Annotated in this window: 21 protein-coding genes; all 21 read left to right on the plus strand. The window is 46.3% G+C overall.

Features of this window, described 5'->3' with window-relative positions; all coding sequences use genetic code 11:
• Positions 1 to 11 precede the first annotated feature (11 nt).
• The 21 genes from BDD39_RS04160 to ribF all read left to right on the plus strand — a co-directional run bounded on the left by BDD39_RS04160 (position 12) and on the right by ribF (position 21,855).
• Positions 12 to 257, plus strand: a complete 246-nt coding sequence (locus BDD39_RS04160; RefSeq protein WP_166908399.1) for a hypothetical protein — start codon at positions 12 to 14, stop codon at positions 255 to 257.
• Positions 258 to 266: 9 nt separating this feature from the next.
• The gene (locus tag BDD39_RS04165) at positions 267 to 770 is read left to right on the plus strand and encodes a hypothetical protein (protein ID WP_166908401.1); all 504 of its coding nucleotides are present in this window, start codon (positions 267 to 269) and stop codon (positions 768 to 770) included.
• A 162-nt stretch (positions 771 to 932) separates the two neighbouring features.
• Positions 933 to 1,640, plus strand: coding sequence for a 30S ribosomal protein S2 (gene rpsB, locus BDD39_RS04170; protein ID WP_166908403.1), 708 nt, complete (start codon positions 933 to 935; stop codon positions 1,638 to 1,640).
• Positions 1,641 to 1,804: 164 nt separating this feature from the next.
• Entirely contained in the window at positions 1,805 to 2,689 is an 885-nt protein-coding gene (gene tsf, locus BDD39_RS04175; RefSeq protein ID WP_166908405.1) for a translation elongation factor Ts, read from the plus strand.
• A gap of 119 nt (positions 2,690 to 2,808) precedes the next feature.
• Positions 2,809 to 3,531: a UMP kinase gene (gene pyrH / locus BDD39_RS04180; RefSeq protein ID WP_166908407.1), complete on the plus strand. Its 723-nt coding sequence runs from the start codon at positions 2,809 to 2,811 to the stop codon at positions 3,529 to 3,531.
• Between the two features lie 2 nt (positions 3,532 to 3,533).
• Positions 3,534 to 4,091 carry a ribosome recycling factor gene (gene frr, locus BDD39_RS04185; RefSeq protein WP_166908409.1) on the plus strand — a complete coding sequence of 186 codons (558 nt, stop codon included), beginning with the start codon at positions 3,534 to 3,536 and terminating at the stop codon, positions 4,089 to 4,091.
• Between the two features lie 140 nt (positions 4,092 to 4,231).
• Entirely contained in the window at positions 4,232 to 5,017 is a 786-nt protein-coding gene (locus BDD39_RS04190) for an isoprenyl transferase (RefSeq protein WP_166908411.1), read from the plus strand.
• Positions 5,014 to 5,808, plus strand: coding sequence for a phosphatidate cytidylyltransferase (locus tag BDD39_RS04195; protein WP_166908413.1), 795 nt, complete (start codon positions 5,014 to 5,016; stop codon positions 5,806 to 5,808). Before BDD39_RS04190 ends, BDD39_RS04195 begins: the two co-directional genes overlap by 4 nt.
• A gap of 20 nt (positions 5,809 to 5,828) precedes the next feature.
• Positions 5,829 to 6,974: a 1-deoxy-D-xylulose-5-phosphate reductoisomerase gene (gene dxr, locus BDD39_RS04200; protein WP_166908415.1), complete on the plus strand. Its 1,146-nt coding sequence runs from the start codon at positions 5,829 to 5,831 to the stop codon at positions 6,972 to 6,974.
• 17 nt (positions 6,975 to 6,991) lie between these two features.
• Positions 6,992 to 8,251, plus strand: coding sequence for an RIP metalloprotease RseP (gene rseP / locus BDD39_RS04205; RefSeq protein ID WP_166908417.1), 1,260 nt, complete (start codon positions 6,992 to 6,994; stop codon positions 8,249 to 8,251).
• Positions 8,252 to 8,328: 77 nt separating this feature from the next.
• Complete coding sequence (locus tag BDD39_RS04210; RefSeq protein ID WP_166908419.1) at positions 8,329 to 10,029, plus strand: proline--tRNA ligase; 1,701 nt, start codon at positions 8,329 to 8,331, stop codon at positions 10,027 to 10,029.
• 123 nt (positions 10,030 to 10,152) lie between these two features.
• On the plus strand, positions 10,153 to 14,460 hold the full coding sequence (locus BDD39_RS04215) for a PolC-type DNA polymerase III (protein ID WP_166908421.1): 4,308 nt from the start codon (positions 10,153 to 10,155) through the stop codon (positions 14,458 to 14,460).
• A 263-nt stretch (positions 14,461 to 14,723) separates the two neighbouring features.
• Positions 14,724 to 15,197 carry a ribosome maturation factor RimP gene (gene rimP / locus BDD39_RS04220; protein WP_166908423.1) on the plus strand — a complete coding sequence of 158 codons (474 nt, stop codon included), beginning with the start codon at positions 14,724 to 14,726 and terminating at the stop codon, positions 15,195 to 15,197.
• A gap of 24 nt (positions 15,198 to 15,221) precedes the next feature.
• Positions 15,222 to 16,367, plus strand: a complete 1,146-nt coding sequence (gene nusA / locus BDD39_RS04225) for a transcription termination factor NusA (protein ID WP_166908425.1) — start codon at positions 15,222 to 15,224, stop codon at positions 16,365 to 16,367.
• A gap of 13 nt (positions 16,368 to 16,380) precedes the next feature.
• Positions 16,381 to 16,671: an RNase P modulator RnpM gene (gene rnpM / locus BDD39_RS04230; RefSeq protein ID WP_017437047.1), complete on the plus strand. Its 291-nt coding sequence runs from the start codon at positions 16,381 to 16,383 to the stop codon at positions 16,669 to 16,671.
• On the plus strand, positions 16,661 to 16,978 hold the full coding sequence (locus BDD39_RS04235; RefSeq protein ID WP_166908427.1) for a YlxQ family RNA-binding protein: 318 nt from the start codon (positions 16,661 to 16,663) through the stop codon (positions 16,976 to 16,978). The genes rnpM and BDD39_RS04235 overlap by 11 nt, the downstream gene beginning before the upstream one ends.
• Before the next feature lie 4 nt (positions 16,979 to 16,982).
• A complete protein-coding gene (gene infB, locus BDD39_RS04240) occupies positions 16,983 to 19,184 on the plus strand; it encodes a translation initiation factor IF-2 (RefSeq protein ID WP_166908429.1) in 2,202 nt (733 codons plus the stop codon).
• Positions 19,181 to 19,459 (plus strand): DUF503 family protein, encoded by a 279-nt coding sequence (locus tag BDD39_RS04245; protein WP_166908431.1) that lies wholly within the window; start codon positions 19,181 to 19,183, stop codon positions 19,457 to 19,459. The genes infB and BDD39_RS04245 overlap by 4 nt, the downstream gene beginning before the upstream one ends.
• 15 nt (positions 19,460 to 19,474) lie before the next feature.
• Positions 19,475 to 19,855 carry a 30S ribosome-binding factor RbfA gene (rbfA, locus tag BDD39_RS04250; RefSeq protein WP_166908433.1) on the plus strand — a complete coding sequence of 127 codons (381 nt, stop codon included), beginning with the start codon at positions 19,475 to 19,477 and terminating at the stop codon, positions 19,853 to 19,855.
• Between the two features lie 71 nt (positions 19,856 to 19,926).
• Positions 19,927 to 20,835, plus strand: a complete 909-nt coding sequence (gene truB / locus BDD39_RS04255; protein WP_166908435.1) for a tRNA pseudouridine(55) synthase TruB — start codon at positions 19,927 to 19,929, stop codon at positions 20,833 to 20,835.
• A gap of 36 nt (positions 20,836 to 20,871) precedes the next feature.
• On the plus strand, positions 20,872 to 21,855 hold the full coding sequence (gene ribF, locus BDD39_RS04260) for a bifunctional riboflavin kinase/FAD synthetase (protein WP_166908437.1): 984 nt from the start codon (positions 20,872 to 20,874) through the stop codon (positions 21,853 to 21,855).
• Positions 21,856 to 21,943: the final 88 nt, after the last annotated feature.

The following is a 21,943-nucleotide window of genomic DNA, read 5'->3' on the forward strand; positions in this document are numbered from 1 at the left end:
AAGTGGATGGTATGGATATGAAACTGGCGGAGCTGCAAATCGCTCTCCCGAAAACATATGAAGCCGGGAACATGCAAAATGTGTTGCATCAACACCCGCAAATGGTGCAATCCCAGCTTGCGGAAGCGACAAAAAGGCAAGACGCGCGGGCGCGGAAGCAAGTAACCGAAAAGCGAACGAGCGCCAATATCGGCCGCAAACAACATGGCGGCAATATGCATCCGTATAAAGGAAAAACGATTGACATTAAAGGATAGTGGAAAACCATGCTTGCATTTTTACTCACGATTAGTTTTCTTCTTCATGCGCTTTCCTTGTGGATCATTATTTTGCTTTATTTGCGATTAGCGAAGGTAAAAGAAGTCGAAAAGCAGCACCGGCAAATGACGGAAGAGATGGAGCAAACCTTTTCCACTTATTTATTGGAGTGGAAGGAAGAAAACGAGCGCTTCTTAGCGGAGCTGGCGGCAATATTGTCAAACCGCTCCCGGCCGGATCATTCGCCGCCAGCAGACAGCGCAAAGACGCGGGCGGAAGGGAACGAAACAGCGGCGCCAAACGAAGAAACAGAAACGGAAGCGCTCCCTAGCTATTTTCCAAACATCGATGAGATAAAAGACATTATAGATATACGTCAACAACCGGCTCTTTCTCTTGCCGATCACGCTTGGCAGCTTTACGAACAAGGAAAAACGATTGAAGAAATCGCCAAAATTCTCCATAAAGGAAAAACGGAAATTGAGCTATTGTTAAAATTCCACCAAAAGTAGGCCAATAATTGCTTGATTTGTCATCGGCAGTTGTGATATATTTTTACATGGTGTGAATACACACGTCCATTGATTTAAGCAACGGTGCTGACGTGACGTCGTCAGTCTTGCTTAAGGATGACATGGGCGGAGGAATAAAAACCAAATATAGGAGGAACCAACATGTCAGTCATTTCGATGAAACAATTGCTTGAAGCTGGTGTTCATTTTGGACATCAAACTCGCCGTTGGAACCCAAAAATGAAAAAATATATTTTCACAGAACGCAACGGCATTTATATTATCGATTTGCAAAAAACCGTCAAAAAAGTAGAAGAAGCATACAACTTTGTGAAAGAATTAGCAGCAAATGGCGGTAAAATTTTGTTTGTCGGTACGAAAAAACAAGCGCAAGAATCGGTAAAAGAAGAAGCGGAACGCTGTGGCATGTTTTATGTCAACCAACGCTGGCTAGGCGGTACGTTAACAAACTTTGCCACGATTCAAAAACGCATTAAGCGTTTAAGAGAAATTGAAAAAATGGCGGAAGACGGCATCTTTGATGTGCTTCCAAAAAAAGAAGTCATCCGCTTAAAGAAAGAGCAAGAACGTTTAGAGAAATTTTTAGGCGGCATTAAAGACATGAAAGAACTGCCGGACGCTTTGTTTGTCATCGACCCGCGCAAAGAACGCATCGCAGTTGCGGAAGCGCGCAAATTGAACATTCCGATCATCGGTATCGTTGACACAAACTGCGACCCGGATGAAATCGACTATGTCATTCCGGCAAACGACGATGCGATTCGTGCGGTAAAACTTCTTACTTCGAAAATTGCTGATGCGGTGTTAGAAGCAAAACAAGGCGAAGAAGCAGTCGTTGCTGCCGAGTAATTGGTTTACAAAGGTGATAAGAGGGGAAAGCCTTTTATCACCTTTTTTTGAGACAGAAAATCTCTCTTCTTGGCTATACTAATGAATACGGGAAAAAACAAAATTTGCTTTGCGAATTTTGTTTAAACGATACATACATGTGATTTTAAAGGAGGATTTTTTTGATGGCGATTACAGCACAAATGGTAAAAGAACTGCGCGAAAAAACAGGCGCGGGAATGATGGACTGCAAAAAAGCACTGATGGAAACAAACGGCGACATGGACAAAGCGATTGATTGGCTTCGCGAAAAAGGGATCGCTAAAGCGGCGAAAAAAGCGGACCGCATCGCGGCAGAAGGAACAACGCTTATTGAAACAGATGGCAACACTGCCGTTATTTTAGAAGTGAACTCAGAAACAGATTTTGTGGCGAAAAACGAAGCGTTCCAAACGTTAGTAAAAGAGCTTGCCGCTCATTTGTTAAAACATAAGCCGGCTACGCTGGAAGAAGCGCTTGGGCAAACAATGGACAACGGAGCTACCGTTCAAGATCATATTAATGGAGCGATCGCTAAAATCGGTGAAAAAATCACGCTGCGCCGCTTTGAAATTATGGAAAAAGGAGATAATGACGTTTTCGGTGCGTACTTGCACATGGGAGGCCGCATCGGCGTATTAACATTATTAGCAGGTACGGCAAACCAAGAAGTGGCGAAAGATGTAGCGATGCACATCGCCGCATTGCATCCGAAATACGTTTCGCGTGACCAAGTGCCGCAAGAAGAAGTACAACATGAACGCGAAGTGTTGAAACAGCAAGCATTGAATGAAGGAAAACCAGAACATATCGTGGAAAAAATGGTAGAAGGCCGTTTAAATAAATTTTATGAAGATGTTTGCTTGCTAGAACAAGCGTTTGTAAAAAATCCGGATGTAAAAGTACGCCAATATGTTGAATCGAACGGTGCAACGGTAAAACAATTCGTCCGTTATGAAGTCGGCGAAGGCATCGAAAAACGTCAAGATAACTTTGCCGAAGAAGTAATGAACCAAGTAAGAAAGCAATGAAGGAAAACAACAGGGAACACACACCGTGTTCCCTATTTTTAAAAATCAGAAAGCCGTTTTTCTCTCTTTCTGTGAATGATGATCATTGTTTTTCCTAATTAGCTGCATGGAGGTTTGACATGGAAAAACCAAAGTATAAACGCATTGTCTTAAAGTTAAGCGGTGAAGCGTTAGCCGGCGAACAAGGATTTGGCATTAACCCTGCGGTTATTCAATCCATCGCCAAGCAAGTGAAAGAAGTAGCAGAGCTCGGCGTGGAAATTGCTATTGTTGTTGGCGGCGGCAATATATGGCGTGGAAAAACGGGAAGCGAAATGGGAATGGACCGTGCCACTGCGGACTATATGGGAATGCTTGCCACCGTCATGAACTCGCTGGCGCTTCAGGACAGTCTGGAAAATCTCGGGGTGGAAACACGGGTGCAAACGTCGATTGAGATGCGGCAAGTAGCGGAACCTTATATACGAAGAAGAGCGATCCGCCATCTCGAGAAAAAACGTGTTGTCATTTTTGCGGCTGGAACCGGAAATCCATATTTTTCAACAGATACGACGGCTGCATTGCGCGCGGCGGAAATTGAAGCAGATGTCATTTTAATGGCCAAAAACAATGTGGATGGGGTCTATAGCGCGGATCCAAAAATAGACTCCAACGCGGTGAAATATGAGGAATTATCGTATTTAGATGTCATTAAACAAGGTTTAGGCGTCATGGATTCTACCGCTTCTTCGCTATGCATGGACAACGATATTCCGTTGATCGTTTTTTCCATTACCGAAGAAGGAAATATTAAACGTGCGGTTTTAGGTGAAAATATCGGAACAATCGTAAGGGGGAAATAAGGATGGCACAACATGTGATTAAGAACGCGAAAGAAAAAATGGATAAAGCGGTGCAAGCGTTTAGCCGTGAGCTAGCGACGATTCGCGCAGGGAGAGCAAATCCTAGTTTGCTTGAAAAAGTGACGGTTGATTATTATGGTGTGGAAACGCCAATTAACCAGCTTGCGAGCATCAGCGTGCCGGAAGCTCGTTTATTGGTGATTCAGCCTTATGACAAATCGGTGATTAAAGAGATGGAAAAAGCGATCTTAGCTTCCGATTTAGGGCTGACGCCATCTAACGATGGATCGGTCATTCGCATCGTCATTCCGCCGCTGACGGAAGAACGGCGCCGCGAGCTGGTGAAGCTGGTGAAAAAATATTCAGAAGACGCCAAAGTCGCGGTGCGCAACATCCGCCGCGATGCGAACGATGAATTGAAAAAGCTCGAGAAAAACGGCGAAATTACTGAAGATGAATTGCGCGGCTATACAGACGATATTCAAGAGCTTACCGATGATCATATTGCTAAAATTGATGCCATTACAAAAGAAAAAGAAAAAGAAGTAATGGAAGTATAAGCAAACCAAGGAAAAAAACCCTCTATGTTTATGGAGGTTTTTTTGCTATTAATGAAAAGGCAAAAATCGAACAATGGCAATCATTGTCGTTTCAGCACTCTATATGATGAATCGTAAAAAATTTTCTGCGGAGGACTAGTATGTTTAATAAAATCCGAAAAAATAAAGGGGAAGAATTTTTTTCACCCGATAGCTACACAAAAGAAGAAATACTGCGAAATCCGATCCCAAAACATGTCGCCATCATTATGGACGGAAACGGGAGATGGGCAAAAAAACGGGCGCTGCCGCGAGCGGTCGGCCACTACGAAGGGATGCAAGTCGTTCGTAAAATTACTCGTTTTGCCAATGAACTCGGCATTCAAATATTATCGTTATATGCTTTTTCAACAGAGAATTGGAAGCGGCCAAAAAGCGAAGTGGATTATTTAATGAAGCTTCCGGAACAGTTTTTAACGACATTTCTTCCTGAATTGGTTGAAGAAAATGTAAAAGTGCGGGTTATGGGCCATACGGAGCAGCTTCCTGAACATACCCGCAGAGCGGTGGAAAAAGCGATTTGCGAAACAAAGGAAAATACAGGGCTTATTCTCAATTTCGCTTTAAACTATGGGAGCCGCGCGGAAATTACATGCGCGATGCAGCAGATTGCGAAGGAAGTGCAAAAAGGGAAACTTGCACCGGAAGCAATTACGGAAGAATTAATATCCTCTTACTTAATGACAAAAGATTTGGTTGATCCAGATTTACTCATTCGCACAAGCGGCGAAATACGGTTAAGCAATTTTATGCTATGGCAGCTTGCCTATACGGAATTTTGGTTTACCGATGTCCTATGGCCGGATTTTACCGAGCAACATTTATTAGAAGCGATTGCTGCCTTTCAAAAGCGCGATCGCCGTTTTGGAGGAGTTTCAGCACGATGAAGCAGCGAATTATTACCGGAGTAATTGCCGCCGCTTTATTTTTGCCGGTTGTTATTTTTGGCGGATTTCCGTTTATAATAGTAACATATATATTAGCGACGATCGGGCTGTTTGAATTATTGCGCATGAAACGCCTGCGCGTCGTTTCTCCTGAAGGGATGATCGGCTTTGTCGTTTTATGGCTGCTGCTTATGCCGCAGCAATATGAAAAGGAGCTGGCCACATTCCATGGAACCAAACTCGGATTCTTATTATTGGCCTCCCTTCTTTTACTGGTGTATACGGTAGTAACGAAAAACGCTTTTACCTTTGATGAAGCAGGGTTTATCATTTTATCCATCCTCTATGTAGGGTGCGGATTTTATTATTTCATTACAATCCGTTCCGTCGGTTTAGCGTATATCGTGTATGCCTTATTTATCATATGGGCAACCGATATCGGGGCATATTTTATCGGGCGTGCCTTTGGAAAACGCAAACTTTGGCCGGAAATCAGCCCGAATAAGACGGTAGAAGGGTCGATCGGCGGAGTCGTTTGCGCCGCCCTCGTCGCCGTTGTTTACCAATGGACAACAAATCTGTTTGACAGCATCGGCTTTGTGCTGGTGATAACCATCGTTCTTTCTATCTTCGGGCAGCTGGGGGATTTAGTTGAGTCGGCCTTTAAACGGCATTACGGCGTGAAAGACTCAGGAAATATTTTGCCCGGTCACGGCGGAATTTTAGACCGTTTTGATAGTTTATTATTTATTTTGCCGATTTTATACTTTTTTATCAGCGTAGCGCTATAAGGGAGTTAGGAGTGAAGACATTGAAATATATTAGTATATTGGGGGCGAGTGGTTCGATTGGCACGCAGACGTTAGATGTTATTCGCTCCCATCCAGATGAATTTCAGCTAGCGGCGGCTTCCATTGGGAAAAATGTCGATATGGCACGGGCGATAATTGAAGAGTTTGCACCCCGCCTCGTTGCTGTCGCCGATCGGGATGCGTACGATAAACTGCGCAGCGAATACGCCGGCAAAATAAAAATCATTTATGGGGAAGAAGGACTAATAGAAGCGGCTGTTTTCCCGAAAACCAATATCGTTGTAACGGCTGTCGTCGGCAGCGTTGGGCTTGTGCCGACACTAAAAGCGATTGAAGCAGGCAAAACGATTGCGCTCGCAAACAAGGAAACGCTTGTGACGGCCGGACATATTGTGACAGAAGCGGCGAAAAAACAAGGCGTTCCTTTGTTGCCGGTAGACAGTGAACATTCAGCCATTTTCCAATGCCTGCAAGGAGAAAAACGGGAGCATATCGAAAAAATTATTTTAACGGCGTCCGGCGGCAGTTTTCGTGACAAGACGCGGGAAGAGCTAAAACATGTAACGGTTGAAGAGGCGCTGCGCCATCCGAATTGGTCGATGGGGGCAAAAATTACGATTGATTCGGCAACCATGATGAATAAAGGGTTGGAAGTAATTGAGGCGCATTGGCTTTTTGCATTGCCTTATGAGCAGATTGATGTATTATTACATCGGGAAAGCGTCATTCATTCGCTCATTCAATTTCGCGATACAAGCATCATCGCCCAGCTTGGCACACCGGATATGCGCGTGCCGATTCAATACGCATTAACATACCCGAAACGTTTGCCGCTAAATAGCGTCAAACCGCTTGACTTGGCGGAAATAAGTACGCTGCATTTTGAACGGATTGACTTTGCGCGTTATCGTTGCCTGCACTTGGCTTACGAAGCAGGAAAGAGGGGCGGTTCGCTGCCGACGGTATTGAATGCTGCCAATGAAGAAGCGGTTGCCGCTTTTCTTGCCGGCCGTATTGAATTTCTTGCTATTGAAGAATGTATCGAACGTGCGCTGGAGCGGCATGAATTTGTCCAAAAACCGTCGCTTGAGGAGATTCGGCAAATTGATGCGGAAACGCGCAAATACGTTCAGTCACTACTATAAAAAAGGTGGTTGAAACATTGGAACCAATCATTGCATTTATTGTTATTTTTGGTGCGTTAGTGTTTTTCCATGAGCTTGGCCATTTGATATTCGCAAAGCGGGCAGGGATTTTATGCCGTGAGTTTGCCATCGGTTTCGGCCCGAAAGTATTCTCCTTTAAGAAAAACGAAACCGTCTATACGGTTCGTCTGCTTCCGTTAGGCGGTTTTGTCCGCATGGCCGGCGAAGATCCGGAAGTGATTGAAGTGAAGCCGGGACAAGTGGTCGGTTTAGAGCTCGACCGTAATGGCAATGTCAATAAAATTATTATCAATCATAAAGACGAGTACCCGAATGCGAGAATGATTGAAGTCGAGGAAGCGGATTTAGAGCATCGCATGTATATTACCGGCTATGTCGATCAAAACGAAGAAAAGTTGGAACGTTTTTCGGTAAACGAGCCTGCTTTCTTTGTTGTTGACCATCAAGAAATTCAAATCGCCCCTTATCATCGCCAATTTGTGGCAAAGACGTTAGGACAGCGGACAATGACGATTTTAGCGGGGCCGCTGATGAATTTTGTACTCGCCTTTGCCGTATTTTTGATCATTGGTTTGCTGCAAGGATATCCGGTTGACAAGCCGATCATCGGTGAACTGACAAAAGAAGGCGCCGCAAAAGAAGCCGGTCTTCGGCAAGGAGATATCGTGCTTTCGATTGATGGCGAGCCAATGAAGACATGGACGCAAATCGTCAATATTATCCGCTCCCATCCGGAAGAAAAGCTGCTGTTTAAAATACAGCGCGATGGGAAAGTAATGGATGTTACGGTCATACCGGAGGCCAAAAAAGTGCAGGGAGAGACGATCGGCCTGATCGGCGTGTACGGACCGATGGAAAAATCGGTGTTTGGCTCATTAAAGCAAGGCATGCTGGAGACATATTATTGGACAAAAGAAATCCTTGGCGGCCTTGGGCAGCTAGTGACCGGCCAGTTTAAGCTCGATATGCTGTCAGGACCGGTCGGCATTGCCGTTTCGACCGGAAAGGTCGCACAGTCGGGAATTTATTATTTAATGAAATGGGGAGCGATTTTAAGCATCAACCTAGGCATTGTCAATTTGCTGCCGCTTCCTGCGCTCGATGGCGGCCGCTTGCTCTTTTTCGCCATTGAAGCGTTGCGCGGCAAGCCGATTGACCGCCAAAAAGAAGGAATGGTTCATTTTATCGGTTTTGCGCTTCTTATGTTGTTAATGCTAGTCGTTACATGGAACGATATTCAAAAATTTTTCTTATAAAAGCGAGTGAAAGAAGGGACCTGTTTTCCCTTCTTTCCGGAAAACAAAAGAGATAGAGAAAAAGGGGTTGCGAGAAGATGAGACAAAGTCAATCGTTTATTCCAACATTGCGAGAAGTGCCGGCAGATGCGGAAGTAAAAAGCCACCAGCTTCTGTTGCGCGCCGGATTTATCCGGCAAAGCGCCAGTGGCGTATATACATTTTTGCCGCTCGGGCAGCGCGTGCTGCAAAAAGTAGAAGCGATTATTCGCGAAGAAATGAACCGCGCCGGAGCGATCGAATTGCTTATGCCGGCGTTGCAGCCAGCGGAATTATGGCAGCAGTCCGGACGTTGGTATTCCTACGGCCCGGAGCTGATGCGCCTGAAGGATCGCCATGAACGCGATTTTGCGCTCGGACCGACACATGAGGAAATGATCACGGCGCTCGTGCGCGATGAAGTAAAAACATATAAGCGCCTGCCGCTTACCCTTTATCAAATTCAAGTAAAATTCCGCGATGAAAAACGCCCGCGCTTTGGATTGCTACGCGGCCGTGAATTTATTATGAAAGACGCTTATTCGTTCCATACATCGCAAGAAAGTTTAGATGAAACATACAATAAAATGTATGAAGCGTATTCTAATATTTTCCGTCGCTGTGGCTTAAATTTCCGCGCCGTCATTGCCGACTCGGGAGCGATCGGCGGAAAAGATACGCATGAATTTATGGTATTATCGGATATCGGCGAAGATACGATTGCCTATTCCGACGCCTCTGATTACGCGGCAAATATCGAAATGGCACCAGTTATTACTACATACGAAAAAAGTGATGAGCCGCTTCGCGATTTGGAAAAAGTGCATACGCCAGGGCAGAAAACAATAGAAGAAGTAGCTTCCTATTTGCAAGTGACGCCGGAAAAATGCATCAAATCGCTGCTTTTTAAAGTGGATGACCGCTACGTACTCGTGCTTGTCCGCGGCGATCATGAGGCCAATGACGTCAAAGTGAAAAACTTATTTGACGCCTCGGTCGTAGAGCTGGCAACACCAGAAGAAACGAAGCAAGTAATGAACTGTGAGGTCGGTTCGCTCGGTCCAATCGGTGTGAGCGAATCTGTTGTCGTCGTTGCCGATCATGCGGTAAAAGCGATTGTCAACGGTGTATGTGGGGCAAATGAAGCAGGATACCATTATGTCGGCGTAAATCCAGAACGTGACTTTACCGTATCCCAATATGCCGATTTGCGTTTTATTCAGGAAGGGGATCCGTCGCCGGATGGAAAAGGAACGATCCGCTTTGCCCGCGGCATTGAAGTCGGTCATGTGTTTAAATTAGGCACGCGTTACAGCGAAGCGATGAATGCGGTTTACTTGGACGAATATGGACGTTCGCAAACGATGATTATGGGCTGCTATGGCATCGGCGTTTCGCGGCTCGTGGCGGCGATTGCCGAACAGTTTGCCGACGAAAATGGTCTTGTCTGGCCAGCGGCCGTAGCACCGTTTGACGTTCATCTTATTTCGGTCAATGCAAAAAATGAAGAGCAACGCCAGCTTGCCGATGAATGGTACGAAAAGTTAGGACAAGCTGGTTTGGAAGTGTTATATGATGACCGTCCGGAACGCGCCGGCGTCAAATTTGCCGACAGCGATTTAATTGGCATTCCGATTCGAGTGACGGTTGGAAAACGGGCGAGTGAAGGAATCGTTGAAGTAAAAGTGCGGCAAACTGGCGAAGCGATGGAAGTATCGGTGAATGAACTCATTGATACGATTCGCCGCCTGCTAAAGTGACAAACGAGAGAAAATGGACAAGGGCTGTGCTGGTGAAAAGTAGATAAGGTACTTTTCCGACAGCCCTTTTGTTATGATAGAAAGAGACAGGTAATTTCGTTGAGAGGAGAAAGGATCGACGTCATGTTAACGAAAGAACAAAAAGAACGATTTCAAATATTGTTGCAGCAGTTGCAATTGACGTCTGACGAATTCGCGCCTTATTTTCGCGAAGCGGGCATTCTCAAACTAGTAGTGGAGAAGGAACAAAAATGCTGGCATTTTTACTTCCAGCTTCCGAAAATTTTGCCATTCCAAGTGTATGAGCTGTTTACGGAAAAATTAGTTCAGGCGTTTCATCATATCGCAAACGTAAAATATACGATCCAAACCGTAGATCCGCACTTTACGGAAGCGGATGTCCGCGGCTATTGGCAACATTGCCTAAAAGAATTGCAAGAAGGAGTTTCCCCGCTTTTATCGTGGCTTTACGACCAATTTCCAACGGTGAAAGGGAATAAACTATTTGTTATCGTCCGCAATGAAGCAGAAGCGCTCGCGGTAAAACGTCGCTTTGCGAGAAAAATAGCGGAAGTGTATCAGTCGTTTGGCTTTCCGTTATTGCAGCTTGAAACGGAAGTAAAGCAGCCGGAAAAAGAAATGGAGCAATTTTTAGCGCAAAAGCAGCAAGAAGATGCTGAGCGCGCTTTAGCAGCGCTTGCAGAGATGACGAAAGAGGCGAATGCAGAAAAGGCGGCGGATGTGCCGGCAGGTCCGCTTGTGATCGGCTATCCAATCAGAGAGGACGAGGAAGTCCGTACGCTGGACAGCATCGTCGAAGAAGAGCGGCGCGTTGTCGTGCAAGGATATGTCTTTGACGTAGAAATGAGCGAATTAAAAAGCGGACGGACGTTATTAACACTAAAAATAACCGATTATACGAACTCGATTTTAGTGAAAATGTTTTCCCGTGATAAAGAAGATGCCGAACTGATGGCCGATGTCAAAAAAGGCATGTGGGTAAAAGTAAGAGGAAGCGTGCAAAACGATACGTTCGTCCGCGATCTTGTCATCATCGCCAACGATATTAACGAAATAAAAGCAAAAGAGCGGCAAGATACGGCGCCGGAAGGAGAAAAGCGGGTAGAGCTTCACTTGCACACGCCGATGAGCCAAATGGATGCCGTCACATCCGTGACAAAACTGATTGAGCAGGCAAAAAAATGGGGTCATCCGGCGATCGCCGTGACCGATCACGCTGTTGTCCAATCGTTTCCAGAAGCATACAGCGCCGCGAAAAAATACGATATGAAAGTGTTATACGGCGTGGAGGCAAACATTGTTGATGACGGCGTACCGATCGCTTACAATGAGGCGCACCGTTTGCTTTCGGAGGACACGTACGTCGTTTTTGACGTGGAAACGACGGGGCTGTCGGCCGTCTATAACACGATTATCGAGCTTGCCGCTGTGAAAGTAAAAGATGGCGAAATCATCGACCGTTTTACTTCTTTCGCCAATCCGCATCATCCACTGTCCATTACAACGATTGAACTGACAGGCATCACCGATGAGATGCTCAAAGACGCTCCGGATGTGGAAGATGTGCTGCGCCGCTTTTATGACTGGATCGGCGACAGCACCCTTGTCGCCCATAACGCCAGCTTCGATATCGGCTTTTTGAACGTCGGTTTTTCGAAAATCGGTCTTGGCAAAGTGACCAATCCAGTAATCGATACGCTCGAATTAGCGCGCTTTTTATATCCGGACTTGAAAAACCACCGTCTAAACACGCTTTGTAAAAAGTTTGATATTGAATTGACCCAGCATCACCGCGCCATTTATGACGCGGAAGCAACCGGATATTTGTTGATGCGGCTGTTAAAAGACGCCGGGGAACGCGGCATATTATATCATGACGAGTTAAACGCGCACTCGAAAGAAGAAGCATCATATCGGCTGTCGCGGCCGTTCCATGTCACGCTTCTTGCTCAAAATGACATTGGCTTGAAAAATTTATTTAAGCTCGTTTCGTTATCGCATGTCAAATACTTTTATCGCGTTCCCCGCATTCCGCGTTCGGTGCTGCAGCAGCACCGTGAAGGCATTTTAGTCGGTTCGGGCTGCGATAAAGGCGAAGTGTTTGATAACATGATTCAAAAAGCGCCGGAAGAGGTCGAGGAAATCGCCAAATTTTATGATTTTCTTGAAGTCCATCCGCCGGAAGTGTACAAACCGTTGATTGAAATGGATTACGTAAAAGATGAAAATATGATCAAGGAAATTATCCGCAAGATTGTGATGCTCGGGGAAAAATTAAATATTCCTGTCGTTGCCACCGGAAACGTTCATTATTTAAATCCGGAAGATAAAATTTACCGCAAAATTTTAATTCATTCCCAAGGAGGGGCCAATCCGCTCAACCGTTATGAGCTGCCGGACGTCTATTTCCGCACGACCGATGAGATGCTTGAGTGTTTCGCCTTTTTAGGAGAGGAAAAAGCAAAAGAAATCGTCGTGACGAATACGCAAAAAATCGCTGATCTTATCGGCGAAGTGAAGCCGATTAAAGATAAGCTGTATACGCCGCGCATTGAAGGAGCGGAAGAGGAAATTCGCGAAATGAGCTATCGGCGCGCCAAAGAAATTTACGGCGATCCGCTGCCGGAAATTGTTGAGCAGCGCTTGGAGAAAGAGTTAAAAAGCATTATCGGACACGGGTTTGCCGTCATTTATCTCATTTCCCATAAACTCGTAAAAAAATCGCTGGATGACGGCTATCTTGTCGGTTCGCGCGGGTCTGTCGGTTCTTCGTTTGTGGCGACAATGACGGAAATTACCGAAGTCAACCCGCTGCCGCCGCATTACGTCTGCCCGAACTGCAAGCACTCCGAATTTTTCAATGACGGTTCGGTCGGCTCCGGATTTGATTTGCCGGATAAAAACTGTCCGAAATGCGGAACGAAGTATAAGAAAGACGGACATGATATTCCGTTTGAAACGTTCCTTGGCTTTAAAGGCGACAAAGTTCCCGATATCGACTTAAACTTCTCCGGGGAATACCAGCCGCGCGCCCATAACTATACGAAAGTGCTGTTCGGGGAAGATAACGTATACCGTGCGGGAACGATCGGCACGGTCGCCGATAAAACAGCATACGGTTTTGTCAAAGGGTATGCGAGCGATTTAAACTTGCAGCTGCGCGGAGCGGAAATCGACCGCCTCGCCGCGGGGTGCACCGGGGTAAAACGGACGACAGGGCAGCATCCAGGCGGTATTATCGTTGTTCCCGACTATATGGAAATTTACGATTTCACGCCGATTCAATATCCGGCCGATGACACGAGTTCCGAATGGCGCACGACGCATTTTGATTTCCACTCCATTCACGATAACTTGCTGAAACTTGATATTCTTGGGCACGACGATCCGACGGTCATCCGCATGCTTCAAGATTTAAGCGGCATCGATCCAAAAACGATTCCGACCGATGACCCTGAGGTGATGAAAATTTTCAGCAGCACCGAGTCGCTTGGCGTCACGCCGGAACAAATTATGTGCAACGTCGGTACGATTGGCATTCCAGAGTTCGGAACGCGCTTTGTCCGACAGATGTTGGAAGAAACGAAGCCAAAAACCTTTTCCGAGCTTGTGCAAATTTCCGGCCTTTCCCACGGAACAGATGTCTGGCTCGGCAATGCGCAAGAGCTGATCCAAAACGGCACGTGTACGCTTTCCGAGGTGATCGGCTGCCGCGACGACATTATGGTTTATTTAATTTACCGCGGACTCGAGCCGTCGCTTGCCTTTAAAATTATGGAATCGGTGCGGAAAGGAAAAGGGCTGACGCCGGAGTTCGAGGAAGAAATGCGCAAGCACAACGTGCCGGAATGGTATATTGAATCATGCAAAAAAATTAAGTATATGTTCCCGAAAGCGCACGCTACTGCGTACGTGTTGATGGCGGTACGCATCGCCTATTTTAAAGTGCACCATCCGCTTTTATACTATGCGTCGTACTTTACCGTCCGAGCGGAAGACTTTGATTTGGACGCGATGATCAAAGGCTCTGCCGCCATTCGCAAGCGTATCGAAGAAATCAATGCGAAAGGGATCAATGCAACGGCGAAAGAAAAAAGCTTGCTGACGGTATTAGAAGTCGCCCTAGAAATGTGCGAACGCGGCTTCTCCTTTAAAAATATTGATCTTTACCGTTCGCAGGCTACGGAATTTGTCATTGACGGCAATTCGCTTATTCCGCCGTTCAATGCGATCCCGGGCCTTGGCACAAACGTAGCGCTCAACATCGTGCGCGCCCGCGAAGAAGGGGAGTTTTTATCGAAAGAAGATTTGCAGCAGCGCGGAAAACTTTCGAAAACGCTGATTGAATATTTAGAGAGCCGCGGCTGCCTTGATTCGCTGCCAGATCATAACCAGCTTTCTTTATTCTAGTTTTGCCGTTGTCATCCCGCGGCTTTCACTAGCGTCGCAATATTGTGGACGAACAGGCCTTTATTCTGTTTGCCCATTGCAATATATTTTCCAATATGTTATAGTTTTAGTGGAATTGGTAAAGATAATGGGTAAGCAAAGAGTGGGGAAACCCACTCTTTCGTCTTGATTGGATGCCGGTTATTTTTCATTCCCCGCAAACGTGCAGGGGATTTTCTCATTATAACGAAGCGATGCAGTTTCTCTACGTTAGGAGGAAAAGAATGAGCAAAAAAGTGACAGAGATCGTTGAAGAGCTAGTCACGCCAATTCTTGCCGACATGAATTTGGAACTAGTGGATATCGAGTATGTAAAAGAAGGGAAAAATTGGTTTTTACGCGTCTTCATTGACTCCGAGCACGGTATCGATATCGAACAATGCGGCATCGTAAGCGAAAAACTGAGTGAAAAATTAGATAAAATCGATCCGATTCCGCATAACTATTTCCTTGAAGTTTCTTCGCCTGGGGCGGAACGGCCGTTAAAAAACGCGAAAGATTTTACGAGAGCGATCGGAAAAAATGTGTATATTAAAACGTATGAACCGATTGAAGGAGAAAAAGAGTTTGAGGGCGAACTAACCGATTTTGACGGAACTACCGTATCGATTATGGTAAAAGACAGAACTCGCAAAAAAATTGTCAACATTCCGTATGAAAAAGTGGCGAACGCTAGACTTGCTGTTATCTTTTTTTAATGGTAAAAGGGGGATTTTCGTTTCATGAATACGCAATTACTCGATGCCTTAGCGGATATTATCCGCGAAAAAGGCATTAGCAAAGAAGTCGTAATGGAAGCGATTGAAGCGGCGATTATTTCCGCTTATAAGCGCAATTTCGGGCAAGCACAAAACGTGCGGGTTGACTTAAATATGGAAACAGGAACGATCCGTGTGTTTGCCCGCAAAGATGTCGTCGAAGAAGTCCAAGATCCGCGTCTGGAGGTTTCTTTAGAGGAGGCGCAGCGGATCAACCCGAATTATCAAGTCGGTGATGTGGTGGAGATAGAAGTGACGCCGAAAGATTTTGGCCGTATCGCGGCGCAAACGGCGAAGCAAGTCGTTACCCAGCGCGTGCGCGAAGCGGAACGAAGCGTCATTTACGCCGAATTTCTCGACCGCGAAGAAGACATTATGACCGGGATTGTCCAGCGTGTTGATCCTCGTTTTGTTTACGTCAGCCTTGGAAAAACGGAGGCATTGCTGCCGGCGAGCGAGCAAATGCCGAATGAAACGTACAAACCGCATGATCGCATCAAAGTGTATATTACAAAAGTGGAAAAAACGACAAAAGGACCGCAAATTTTTGTGTCGCGCACCCATCCTGGACTGCTCAAGCGCCTTTTTGAATTGGAAGTGCCGGAAATTTACGATGGAACGGTGGAAATTAAATCGATTGCCCGCGAAGCGGGAGACCGCTCGAAAATTTCTGTTCATTCCGACAACCCGGAAGTAGATCCGGTCGGGGCGTGTGTCGGCCCAAAAGGGCAACGCGTGCAAGCCATTGTCGAAGAGCTGCATGGAGAAAAAATTGATATCGTCCGCTGGTCGGCCGATCCAGTCGAATTTGTCGCCAACGCATTGAGCCCGGCAAAAGTGCTGCGTGTCATCGTCAACGAAGCACAAAAAGCGACGACGGTGATCGTACCGGATTATCAGCTGTCATTAGCGATCGGCAAGCGTGGGCAAAACGCACGGCTGGCGGCGAAGCTGACGAACTGGAAAATCGATATTAAAAGCGAATCGGAAGCGCTCGAGATGGGAATTGATCCATATGCGCAATCCACTTTGCTTGATTCGGAAGAGGCGCCGGTCAATAATGAAGATGATGGCAACCAATCATTCGATTTACAAGAGGAAATCGAGTGAGGGGGGATCCGACGTGGCAAGCCAAAAGAAAATTCCGTTGCGCAAATGTGTTGTGACCGGGGAGATGAAGCCAAAAAAAGAAATGGTGCGCATCGTCCGTTCGAAAGATGGGGAAGTTTCCATCGATCCGACCGGGAAAAAGGCAGGGCGAGGTGCGTACATTACGCTAGATAAAGAGTGCATTTTGTTGGCGAAAAAGAAAAATATTTTAGCCCATCATTTAAAAGCGGACATTGCCGATACGCTCTATGATGAGCTGCTTCAGCTAGCGGAAAAGGAGACAAAAGCCGAAAATGGGCAATGAACGCTGGGCATCGTTACTAGGACTAGCGAATCGAGCAGGAAAAGTCATTTCGGGCGAGGAGCTAACGGTCAAGGAAGTTCGTAGCGGCAAGGCGAAACTCGTCCTCTTGGCGGAAGATGCGTCGGAGAATACGGCCAAAAAAATTACGGATAAATGCTCTTCCTATGGTGTTCCGCTCCGGAAAGTTTCAGACCGTTATACGCTCGGGCATGCGATTGGCAAAGACGCCCGTGTTGTTGTCGCCGTTATGGACGAAGGGTTTGCAAACAAACTCCGAACAATGCTCGATGGATCTTTATGGGGGTGAATCTATGTCTAAAATGCGTGTATATGAGTACGCGAAAAAAAATAATGTGCCAAGTAAAGATGTGATTCATAAATTGAAAGAAATGAATATTGAAGTAACCAATCATATGTCGACATTAGAGCCGGAAGTGGTGGAGAAACTGGACCATACGTACAATAAAAAAAATGAACATCCGCAAGCTTCTGCTCCGAAGGAAAAACGTCCGGCTCCGGTAAAAGCAAAAAGTTATGTCGATGATTTTGATGATGAAGAGGAAGTAGTCAAAGCAAAAGTTCCAAAGAAAAAAGGCGCAAACAAAAAGAAAGAAGGAAAAAAACACGATTTGCAGCTACAACAAGCAGAAAAGAAAATTTTCCATCAGCAGCAGAAGAAAAATAAAGGCAAAGTAAAAGCGAAAGTCCATCAGCCACAGCCAGCGCAACAAGAACAGCCGGCGAAAAAAGAAAAAGAGCTTCCGAAAAAAATTACCTTTGAAGGGTCGCTGACCGTTGCCGAGCTGGCGAAAAAGCTTGGTCGCGAGCCATCGGAAATTATTAAAAAGCTATTTATGCTCGGCGTGATGGCGACGATTAACCAAGATTTGGATAAAGATGCGATTGAACTTATTTGTTCCGATTACGGAGTCGAAGTAGAAGAGAAAGTAGTCATTGATGAAACGAATTTTGAATCGATTGAAATTGTTGACGACCCTGAAGATTTAGTGGAGCGGCCGCCGGTCGTCACGATTATGGGCCACGTCGACCATGGAAAAACGACGCTGCTTGATTCCATCCGCCATTCGAAAGTGACGGAGCAAGAAGCAGGTGGCATTACGCAGCATATCGGTGCTTATCAAGTTACGGTCAACGGCAAAAAAATTACGTTTCTTGATACCCCGGGACATGAAGCGTTTACGACGATGCGGGCAAGAGGTGCGCAAGTAACGGACATCGTCGTGCTTGTCGTCGCTGCTGATGACGGCGTGATGCCGCAAACGGTAGAAGCGATTAACCATGCGAAAGCGGCTAATGTTCCTATTATTGTGGCCATTAACAAAATTGACAAGCCGGATGCCAATCCAGACCGCGTGATGCAGGAACTAATGGAGTATAATCTTGTCCCAGAAGAATGGGGCGGCGATACGATCTACTGCAAACTGTCGGCCAAAACAGGGGAAGGAATCGACAATTTATTAGAAATGATCTTGCTTGTCAGTGAAATGGAAGAACTAAAAGCAAATCCAAATCGCCGTGCCACAGGAACGGTCATTGAAGCGAAACTTGATAAAGGCCGCGGTCCAGTGGCGACGCTGCTGGTTCAAGCGGGAACATTGCACGTCGGCGACCCGATTGTAGTCGGTTGCACTTACGGACGCGTGCGGGCAATGGTCAACGATACAGGACGGCGTGTGAAAGAAGCCGGCCCTTCTACCCCTGTCGAAATCACCGGCCTTCACGAAGTGCCGCAGGCTGGAGACCGCTTCATGGTATTTGAGGATGAGAAAAAAGCGCGGCAAATCGGGGAAGCGCGCGCACAAAAACAATTGATGGAGCAACGCAGCGTCAAAACGCGCGTCAGCCTTGATGATTTGTTTGAACAAATTAAGCAAGGAGAAATGAAAGAATTAAACATCATTGTCAAAGCGGATGTGCAAGGATCGGTAGAAGCGCTTGTCAACGCGTTGCAAAAAATCGATGTCGAGGGAGTGCGCGTCAAAATTATCCATGCTGCTGTTGGCGCGATTACCGAATCGGATATTCTTTTAGCAACGACCTCAAACGCCATTGTCATCGGCTTTAACGTCCGTCCGGACGCCAATGCGAAACGCGTCGCCGAATCCGAAAAAGTCGACATTCGCCTGCATCGCATCATCTATAAGGTCATTGAAGAAATTGAAGCGGCGATGAAAGGAATGCTCGATCCAGAATACGAAGAAAAAGTCATCGGCCAAGCCGAAGTCCGGCAAACGTTTAAAGTATCGAAAGTCGGAACGATTGCCGGCTGCTATGTAACCGATGGAAAAATTACGCGCGACAGCAAAGTGCGTCTTATCCGCCAAGGCATTGTCGTTTACGAAGGAGAAATCGATTCCTTGAAGCGCTTTAAAGATGATGTCAAAGAAGTGATGCAAGGATATGAATGCGGTTTGACGATTAAAAACTTCAACGATATTAAAGAAGGAGACGTTATTGAGGCCTACATTATGCAGGAAGTGAAAAGACAGTGATCGGCTTTGTCGCCTGTGAATGCATCATTTATGATGCACAGTCGTTAAAAGAAAAGCGGGCCGTCCTGCAACGAATAATGACACGCTTAAAACAAAAATATAATATATCTGTGGCCGAAATCGATCACCAAAACGTCTGGCAGCGGACAAAGCTCGGAATGGTCGCGATTACGTCGAACCGGGCGACAACCGAGCGCGAGCTGCAGCGGGCGCTTGCTTTGATCGACTCCTTTCCAGAATTGGAAAGGACGGTCACAACATTTGAGTGGTTTTAATCGAGGTGATAGGCGATGAATTTACGGGCTACTCGTGTTGGCGAACAGATGAAAAAGGAATTAAGCGATATTATTGGCCGCAAATTAAAAGACCCGCGCATTGGCTTTGTCACAGTTACCGATGTGCGTGTCACCGGCGACTTGCAACAAGCGAAAGTATATATCAGCGTGTTAGGCGATGAGGAACAGCGGCAAAACACGCTGAAAGGATTGGAAAAAGCAAAAGGGTTTATCCGCTCAGAAATCGGCCAGCGGATTCGCTTGCGGAAAACGCCGGAAATATTTTTTGAAATCGATGAATCGATCGAATATGGCAACCGTATTGAACAATTAATCCGGCAAATTTCCACCGAACAAGAAGACGAGAAAAAAGAAAATGCCAACAAAGAGGAATAAGATGGATAGACGATTTGTCTATCCATTTCCATTATGTACATAGGTTAGTTTACAGGAGAAAGGGTGCGCTGATGGACGGAGTATTATTATTAGACAAACCTGTGGGAATGACTTCACATGATTGTGTCGCGCGGATTCGCCGCCTGTTGAAAATCAAAAAAGTTGGCCATACGGGGACGCTTGATCCAAACGTATCGGGAGTATTGCCGATTTGCATTGGCAAAGCGACGCGCATCGCCGAATTTTTGACAGGGGCGACGAAAACGTATGAAGGTGAGGTAACGCTTGGAATCGCCACGACAACCGAAGACAGCAGCGGAGAAATAATTGCTGCACAAAAAGTAGACCGGGTGATTTCCCGCAGCGAAATTGAAGCGGTATTCCGGCAGCTGACGGGAGAAATTGCGCAAACGCCGCCAATGTATTCCGCTGTTAAAGTGAAAGGAAAAAAACTATACGAATATGCGCGCGCCGGCGTGGAAATCGAACGGCCGACCCGCATCGTGACGATCCATGAACTGACATTGCTCGACGAAAAAGACGAATTTAGCGGAAACACGGTTTCGTTCCGTTTTCGCGTCACTTGCAGCAAAGGCACCTATATCCGCACGTTAGCGGTGATGATTGGCGAACGGCTTGGTTACCCGGCGCATATGTCCGATCTTGTCCGCACAGCGGCTGGGCCGTTTTCGTTACAGGACTGCGTCACATTTGCGCAAATTGAACAGAGCCTTGAGTGCGGGGGGCTGCAGTCGCTTTTGCTGCCGATTGAAAAAGCGCTTTTTCATTTGCCGAAGTATGAAATAAATGATAAAGTAGCAGAGAAAGTAAAAAACGGGGCGCTATTGCCGCTTCCCTCATTTTTGCGCTCCCTAGAAGGGCCGGTATTAATGGTGACGAAGGAAAGAGAGGCGCTTGCCCTTTATATAAAGCATCCGACGAAGCCCCATTTGATGAAGCCGCTGAAAGTACTTTGCTGATCAAAAAAGTGGAAAAATAGAAGGTGAGTAAGAGCAATGGAAACGTTATTTATTTCACATCCGCATCATTTGCAAAAAGAAGCGCTTCCCCCTACGGTGATGGTGCTTGGCTATTTTGACGGCATTCATCTAGGCCATCAGGAAGTAATAAGGACGGCGGTCGATATCGCGGCGGAAAGAGGATATAAAAGCGCAGTGATGACCTTTCATCCCCATCCTTCCGTCGTGCTCGGAAAGCAAAAACAGCACATTCGCTTCATTACGCCGTTAAAGAAAAAGGAAGAGCTCGTCGCCGCGCTTGGCGTCGATTATTTATATGTGGTTGAGTTTACGCCAACATTCGCCCAGCTGTTGCCGGAGCAGTTTGTCGATCAATATATCATCGGGTTTCATGTGAAACATGTCGTTGCTGGCTTCGATTTTACTTATGGCCGCTTCGGAAAAGGAACGATGGAAACGATGCCGCTTCATTCGCGCGGCCATTTTACGCAAACGGTGATTCCAAAGCTAACAATCGACGGGGAAAAAATAAGTTCTACATACGTGCGGAATTTGCTGCAAAACGGAAAAGTCGAGCAGCTGCCCCGCTTGCTTGGACGCTTTTATGAAATCGAGGGTACGGTTGTAGGTGGCGAACGCCGCGGAAGAACGATCGGATTTCCGACTGCTAATATCGCGCTAAACGATGATTATTTATTGCCGGCGCTTGGCGTATATGCGGTAAGAGCAAAAATTGGTTCCGACGTATTTCCGGGAGTATGCAATGTCGGCTATAAGCCAACGTTTCATTCGAATCGGGAAGGATTGCCGAATATTGAAGTGCATATTTTTCATTTTGAAAAAGATATTTACGGGGAAACGGTGACGGTCGAGTGGCATCGGCGTTTAAGGAGCGAACAAAAGTTTGCCAGCGTCGCTGAGTTGATTGCGCAAATTCAGCGCGATAAGGAAGAAACGCAAAGATATTTTAGCAGTCTCAACGAAAATACTTGCATTTTACCGGAAAAAGAGGTATTCTAATGAATGTATGCAAAATAACCATTGCTTGGCAAGTCGAGTCACCGACGCTTGCTAGGTAATTGGGGTTTCGATGCTGAGGAGGTGAATG

Origin of the sequence: Saccharococcus thermophilus (assembly GCF_011761475.1) — a bacterium.
GTDB lineage: Bacteria > Bacillota > Bacilli > Bacillales > Anoxybacillaceae > Saccharococcus > Saccharococcus thermophilus.